General features: G+C 39.4%; 4 protein-coding genes and 3 pseudogenes. 4 read left to right on the top strand and 3 right to left on the bottom strand.

Annotation, left to right across the window (positions count from 1 at the left end; translation table 11 throughout):
• The 3 genes and pseudogenes from GVV58_RS14765 to GVV58_RS14755 form a co-directional block, all read left to right on the top strand.
• A pseudogene (locus GVV58_RS14765) lies at positions 1-428 on the top strand (IS3 family transposase); the annotation flags it as partial.
• Between the two features lie 71 nt (positions 429-499).
• Positions 500-1575 (top strand): IS3 family transposase gene (locus GVV58_RS14760; RefSeq protein ID WP_159516844.1). Its coding sequence is split into 2 segments (ribosomal slippage): positions 500-752 and positions 752-1575, totalling 1077 coding nucleotides; the frame shifts between segments, so codons are not numbered across the junction.
• 40 nt (positions 1576-1615) lie between these two features.
• Positions 1616-2077 (top strand): annotated as a pseudogene (locus GVV58_RS14755) (IS3 family transposase); the annotation flags it as partial.
• Between the two features lie 284 nt (positions 2078-2361).
• Here the strand turns inward: GVV58_RS14755 and GVV58_RS14750 are convergent.
• The 3 genes from GVV58_RS14750 to mqo form a co-directional block, all read right to left on the bottom strand.
• Positions 2362-2847 (bottom strand): hypothetical protein, encoded by a 486-nt coding sequence (locus tag GVV58_RS14750; RefSeq protein ID WP_035337386.1) that lies wholly within the window; start codon positions 2845-2847, stop codon positions 2362-2364.
• 56 nt (positions 2848-2903) lie between these two features.
• Positions 2904-4178, bottom strand: coding sequence for an MFS transporter (locus GVV58_RS14745; protein ID WP_074382676.1), 1275 nt, complete (start codon positions 4176-4178; stop codon positions 2904-2906).
• Between the two features lie 72 nt (positions 4179-4250).
• Positions 4251-5885 carry a malate dehydrogenase (quinone) gene (mqo, locus tag GVV58_RS14740; protein WP_074382675.1) on the bottom strand — a complete coding sequence of 545 codons (1635 nt, stop codon included), beginning with the start codon at positions 5883-5885 and terminating at the stop codon, positions 4251-4253.
• Positions 5886-6370: 485 nt separating this feature from the next.
• Here mqo and GVV58_RS14735 point away from each other — a divergent pair.
• Positions 6371-6501 (top strand): annotated as a pseudogene (locus GVV58_RS14735) (IS3 family transposase); the annotation flags it as partial.

The raw sequence follows: 6501 nt of genomic DNA, 5'->3' as shown, positions 1-6501 counted from the left end.
ATAACAATAAAGATCGATATGGTGTTGATGCGATTTGTAGGATTTTACCGATCGCAGCTTCAACCTATTACCGAACTTTAGATCTCGCTGACAATCCAGAACATCGAGCGAAACGAGATCTACATGATGAGCATCATGCTGAACAAATTAAACGAATTTGGAAGGAAAGTTTAGGTCGATATGGTGTACGTAAAGTTTGGCAAAAATTGAAACGTGAAGGCTATGTTATTGCACGTTGTACAGTTGCTCGATTGATGCAGAAGCTAGATATACAAGGTGTTTGGCGTGGTAAGAACAAACACACTACCCGCAACCGAGATGATCAAAAACGAGCAGATGATTTAGTGAAACGTAATTTTAGTGCTGATCATCCAAACCAACTATGGGTGGGTGACTTTACCTATATTCAAACTCATTCAGGCTGGGTCGGTAATCCCCCCTAAAAATAATAGGATCTAAAAGTAGAATTTTCTCTTAAGATACGAGCAGGAGATTCTGCATGAAAACATCTAAATTTACTGACAGTCAGATCATGTCCATCTTGAAACAGGCTGAATCTGGCACACCTGTAGCGACCCTTTGCCGTGAACACGGCATGAGTAATGCTACCTTTTATAAATGGCGTGCCAAATATGGTGGTATGGATACCTCATTGATGGCTCGACTGAAAGAGCTGGAAGCAGAAAATACCAGACTAAAAAAAATGTATGCTGAAGAGCGATTAAAGGCAGAGATTGTTCAGGAAGCAATGTCAAAAAAGTGGTGAAGCCATCTTGCCGACGTCAGATGGCTCAACAGGCAGTTGCCCAGCATGCCATTAGTATTCGTTTGGCTTGTAAAGCATTTGGCATTAGTGAAACCTGCTACCGCTATCAAGCCAAACTCAGCGATGACAATGCACTCATTGCTGAACAGCTCATTGAACTCACTGAGGAAAATTCCGATTGGGGCTTTGGTTTGTGCTTCTCGTATTTACGGCATGTTGAGAGTTGCTGCTGGAATCACAAGCGGGTTTACCGCATTTACTGTGAGTTGGCACTGAATCTGCGTATTAAACCGAGAAGAAGACTAAAACGGCATGCGCCTGAACCATTGAAAGAACCAATCCGAGAAAATCAGGTTTGGTCATTAGATTTTATGCATGATCAGCTTTCCGATGGTCGCAAGTTTCGATTATTGAATGTGATTGATGATTACCGCCGCGAAGGCCTAGCCATTGAAGCAGGGTTCTCATTGCCCACAATCAGGGTTATTCGTACGTTGAATCAATTGCTGGAGTGGAGAGAAAAACCGTTAGTGATCCGATGCGATAATGGTCCCGAGTTTATCAGTCACGAATTTGTGCGCTGGGCTACTGAGCACGGTATTCGTATTGAATATATTCAACCGGGTAAGCCACAGCAGAATGCGTATATTGAACGCTATAATCGGACCATACGTTATAGTTGGCTGAGCAAGCATTTATTTGATACTTTGGATGAAGTACAAGATTATGCAACAAACTGGTTGTGGCATTACAACCATGAAAGACCACATCAAGCTAACAAAGGAAAGCCACCTCTAATGGCTGCTTAACCTCTACTTTTAACTTCGGTTATTTATGGGAGGATTACCGGTCTATACCGCATTTGTTATTGATGTGTTCTCACGAGCAATTGTTGGATGGAAAGTATCTACACGGATGAATACAGATATGGTGCTCGATGCATTGGAACAAGCATTGCACGATCGAGGCATGCCAAAGAATGTAATTCATCATTCAGATAGAGGTGTTCAATATCTTTCTATTCGCTATACCAATCGTTTAGAAGCTGCAAATTTACGAGCATCAGTCGGTACAACTGGTGATTCATACGATAATGCTCTGGCTGAAACGGTGAATGGCTTATACAAAACAGAGGTGATTGAATATTTAAAAGCAGATTGGCAAGGTTTAGCAGATGTACAACTTGCGACACTAAACTGGGTAGATTGGTTCAATAAAAAGCGTGTACACAGTGCACTGGGTTATGTATCGCCTTTTGAGTTTGAAGCAATGTACTATGATAAGATTAACCCGTTAGGTCAGGTGGCCTAACTTAAATAAAAAAGTCTCCGACAAACCCGGTACGGTTCAAAATAACTTTAAAATTTTCTTAGTGAGCAAGATGGCCAATACTTATTAGAAGAAAAATCTTTTGTTTATGATGCTGAAAATGATCAATTTCTAGAATCGGATATACAGGCATTTTATTCCCTTTTATCTGCAATTCTAGACTGGCAAGACCCGCCTTTTAAAGGCAGTTTTCCTATGTAATAACATCGATAAATCAGAATTAGGATTGTAAATTTTTCACCCACCGAATTTTTTTGTGCTAGCTGTTATAATGCGCCAAATTGCTGCCAAGTCTCATCATTATGTAAAGAGTCATAATAATTTTGCAGTTCTACTAAATCATAATATTGAATATAAGCTAATAGCAATAGGCCGAGGATCAGTCCAACTTTAAGACAACTAAGTCTATTTGGCTTTCTATATAAATTATCTATTCCAAAAGCAGTTAGAATTAAAGAAGGAACCAATACAATTGTTTTTAAATGGTTTAGAAAGTGAATTCCATGTGTATACAATAACCCAATAATAAGCAAAACTATCCCTAAACTGGTGTAAATACGGTCATGCAGAGAAGTGCGTAACGCGAAATTACATTGAAAAGCTAAAATAAAAGTTGCAAATAAATAAAAACCAGTTCCACCAATAATGAACGTATAAATTGCATTGAATAGGCAATAAGCCAACAACACTGATAGTGCGAAAGAATAGAGTTTGGTATAGAGAATGTGTGAAAAGGTGAAAATCTGTTTCATAATTTGCTCTATTGAAAACTCACATCCTATTAAAAGAGGATTTGAAGCTTAACATACTATTCACTTTTTGCCACTGGGGCATGTTTTTTTAGTGTTGGAGATGGCTTGAATAAATGTCGCGTACGAGTAGAGCTTAGACCACAGATTATTAAACACAGCGTCCCTCCAATAAGTACTGCTGGCACCACAGAAAAATAGCGCGTCATCAGGCTCATGTGTAGGGCACCGAGCTGATTGCCTGAAGTGACTAATATGCCATTTAAAGCCGCTACACGCCCTAATAGTGCTTTTGGGGGGAGTTGCTGTAATAAAGTTTGTCGAATGACCATGCTAATGCTATCAAAGGCACCGATTAAAACAAGGAAGAAGACTGAGAGCCAAACATGGGAGGATAGTGCAAAGGCTAAAATACATAAAGCAATTGCAAAACTACTATAGAGCATATTTCTCCATGCATTTTGCATCGGAGAATAACAGGTCAACATCAACATCATGATACAGGCGCCAATAGCTGGTGCAGCTCTGAGTATACCTAAGCCTTCAACACCAAGATGCAGGATATCGTGTGCAAAAATAGGCAGTAAGATAATGACACTACAAAAAAGCATGACGCTGAGATCCAGCAACATACTCCAAAACATTAGTGGATGTTTAAAAATAAACAAATAGGCTTCTTTCAAACTTTTGCTCAAATGCTGTTTATGTGGGCTAGGGAATTGACGAGGACTTAATCTGAATAAGCAGATGCTACCCACGCAACACAAGAAAAAAACAATAAAGAGGGTCTTTTCAAGCCCAAGTTGGCCGAGTAAAAGTCCTGCGCATAAAGGCGCTAAAATGCCGCCTATTTGCCAAATGAGCGCGGTCCATGTGGCTGCATTGCTATAGGCTGACTCGGGGGTTAGAAAAGGGCGTAATGAATTAAATGATGGGCTGTAAATGCCTCTAAGTATGCCTAAGCAAAAGATGAGGCTATAAATGCCGCATAAAAGTGTATTTTGTTGAATGTGCTGTTGTTGGTACTGAGAAAAAAGAATAATAAATAATAATGGAATTAAAGTGCTACAGCTAAAACTCCACTGCACAATTTTTTGTCGGTTATAGCGATCAGCCCAGTCGCCACTGATCAGGGAGAGGCAAATAAAGGGGAGTAACTCAATTAAGGCAATCATGCCAAGGCTGAGTGGATTTTGAGTGAGTTGATAGATACTATAGGCAATGACGACTTCTTGAATCATGATGGTTAGAATTAAGCACAACTGATTGACACTCAGAAGTGAAAAATCACGTGAACGAAAAGCCAAAAAAGCATCGGAATGGAAAAGCGACATAAACAGAATAGTTTCAAATATGAATTAAAAAAGGATGGCGCAAAGTCCATCCTTTTTAGGGTTTAAAGCAGATTACTGTGCTTTTGCTACCGCAATAGTTTCGTCATTTGCAGCTTTAGCCATAGGTGTATATTTCAAACCAAGGGTTGTGCTGGTGTATTGGCGAACTTGGTCAAGAAGCACAGGATTAGTGCTGAGTTCTTGTTGGTACGATTTTACAATTTCATGTAATTTCGGATTCCATTTACCTGCTACTTGCTGAGGGAATGCTTTTTCAAGCAAGCTCAACATAATATAAGGGGAAGTTGAAGCACCAGGAGACGCACCTAATAGGGCAGTCACAGCACCATCTTGTGATGCAAAAATCTCGGTACCAAATTGCAAGCTTGCAGGTTTGCCTGGTTCTTTCTTAATGATTTGAACACGTTGACCACCTTGATTCATGCGCCAGTCTTCTGGTTTTGCATCAGGATAGTATTTTTTCAACTCATTAAAACGGTCTTCATCGGTCATCATGACTTGGCTAACTAAGTATTTCACCAAATCAAGATTTTCCATACCCACAGCAGTCATTGGTAAAACGTTGTTCTTAGTGGTTGATTTCAATAAATCAAGCTGAGAACCTTGTTTTAAGAACTTGTTTGAATAAGTCGCAAATGGGCCAAACAACACATATTTTTTACCGTCGATATAACGTGTATCAATATGTGGAACAGACATTGGAGGTGCGCCTAATTCAGCACGGCCATAAACTTTTGCAGTATGACCTTCAGTGACTTTCGGGTTGTCGGTCATTAAGAACACGCCACCTACAGGGAAGCCAGCATATTGCTTCGCTTCTGGTAAGCCTGTCATTTGTAAAAGTTTAACTGCTGCACCGCCTGCACCAATGAAGACAAAGCGCGTTTTCACGTGATCTGTTTTACCTGTAGTGAGGTTTTTAAATGCAACCGTCCACGTTTTATCATCGTTTTGGCTAATGCCAGTCACTTCAGTCGATGTTTGTAGTTTGAAGTTAGATTGTTTTTTAAGGTGATCGACCAATTGAGTGGTGATCGAACCATAGTTCACATCCGAACCTACATCCATGCGTGTTGCAGCTACTTTCTGTGCAGCATCACGGCCATTCATTACCAATGGTGCCCATTGTTTAATTTCAGCAGGATTCTCAGAGAATTTCATGCCATAGAACATTGGGTTTTTAACCATTGCAGCATAACGTTTTTCTAGGAAATTCACGTTATCGCCCCAAACGAAGGCAATGTGCGGCACAGGATTGATAAAGCTATTTGGTTGACCCAAAACACCTTCTTTCACCTGATAAGACCAGAACTGTTTTGCAACTTCAAATTGTTCCGCAACGTTCACAGCTTTAGAAATGTCCATTTTTCCATCTTTTTCAGAGGTATAGTTCATTTCCATAAAGCCAGAGTGGCCTGTACCAGCATTGTTGAAGCCGTTTGAGCTTTCTTGGGCAACATTGTCTAGGCGTTCATACATGCGAATTTGCCAGTTTGGCTCAAGCTCGCTTAGATATGTGCCTAAAGTTGCACTCATGATCCCACCGCCCACTAAGACTGCGTCAACAACAGGCTCATTGCTGGTGGTTTGAATTTTTTTAGACGCGATAGGTCTAAATAAAAAGATTAGTGCTGCAATAATAAGCAGAACGATGAATACCAATAGGTATTTTAAAAATTTATTCATGCGATTATGACCATGGAGGGCAGGTTTGGATCGCTTTATAGCGAAGACAAGAATAACAATTATAGTGATAGGAACACTTGTAAAGAATTAGCTTAGAGAATTGAAGTAATACTCAAAATTACAAGTATGCAAAGATTAACGTTCGAAGCTATCACACATTTTTGATTGATGGATATTTTAGACTAAATACATATTGACTTAGTGATTTTTATTGTAAATGAACATGATTAAAATATAAATACCAATGATGTTGGTTTTTATTGGTTTTTATTTTAATTCAATATCTGGGTTAAAAAATCAGATGTTGAATATTTACACAAATACTCAGTAATTTATGAAAAAGAAGCTTATAACTTGTTTCAAGATTACTTTCCAACGGCTTTATTGCACAAAGATTTGAAAGGCAAAGCGCCCCTAATTGAGCCAAATTTAAGGTGGACCGTACCGGGTTTGTCGGAGAGTCAATATTCTGAGAGACTATCCCGATGACAAAATTAAAATATACCCCTGAAATCAGAGAAAGAGCGGTTCAATTATTGATTGAATCTGAAAAAGATTATCCTTCTACTTGGGCTGCAATCACAGCAATTGCGCCTAAGATTGGTTGTACTCCTGA

Origin of the sequence: Acinetobacter sp. 18QD2AZ41W, assembly GCF_009829025.1 — a bacterium.
GTDB classification, from domain to species: domain Bacteria; phylum Pseudomonadota; class Gammaproteobacteria; order Pseudomonadales; family Moraxellaceae; genus Acinetobacter; species Acinetobacter pseudolwoffii.
The sequence above is the reverse complement of the archived record's forward strand: the minus strand, read 5'-3'. Positions and strand labels throughout refer to the sequence as shown.

Coding starts and splice junctions, on each gene's coding strand:
- GVV58_RS14750 (WP_035337386.1), bottom strand. CDS start 2,847: ATGAAACAGATTTTCACCTTTTCACACATTCTCTATACCAAACTCTAT.
- GVV58_RS14745 (WP_074382676.1), bottom strand. CDS start 4,178: ATGTCGCTTTTCCATTCCGATGCTTTTTTGGCTTTTCGTTCACGTGAT.
- mqo (WP_074382675.1), bottom strand. CDS start 5,885: ATGAATAAATTTTTAAAATACCTATTGGTATTCATCGTTCTGCTTATT.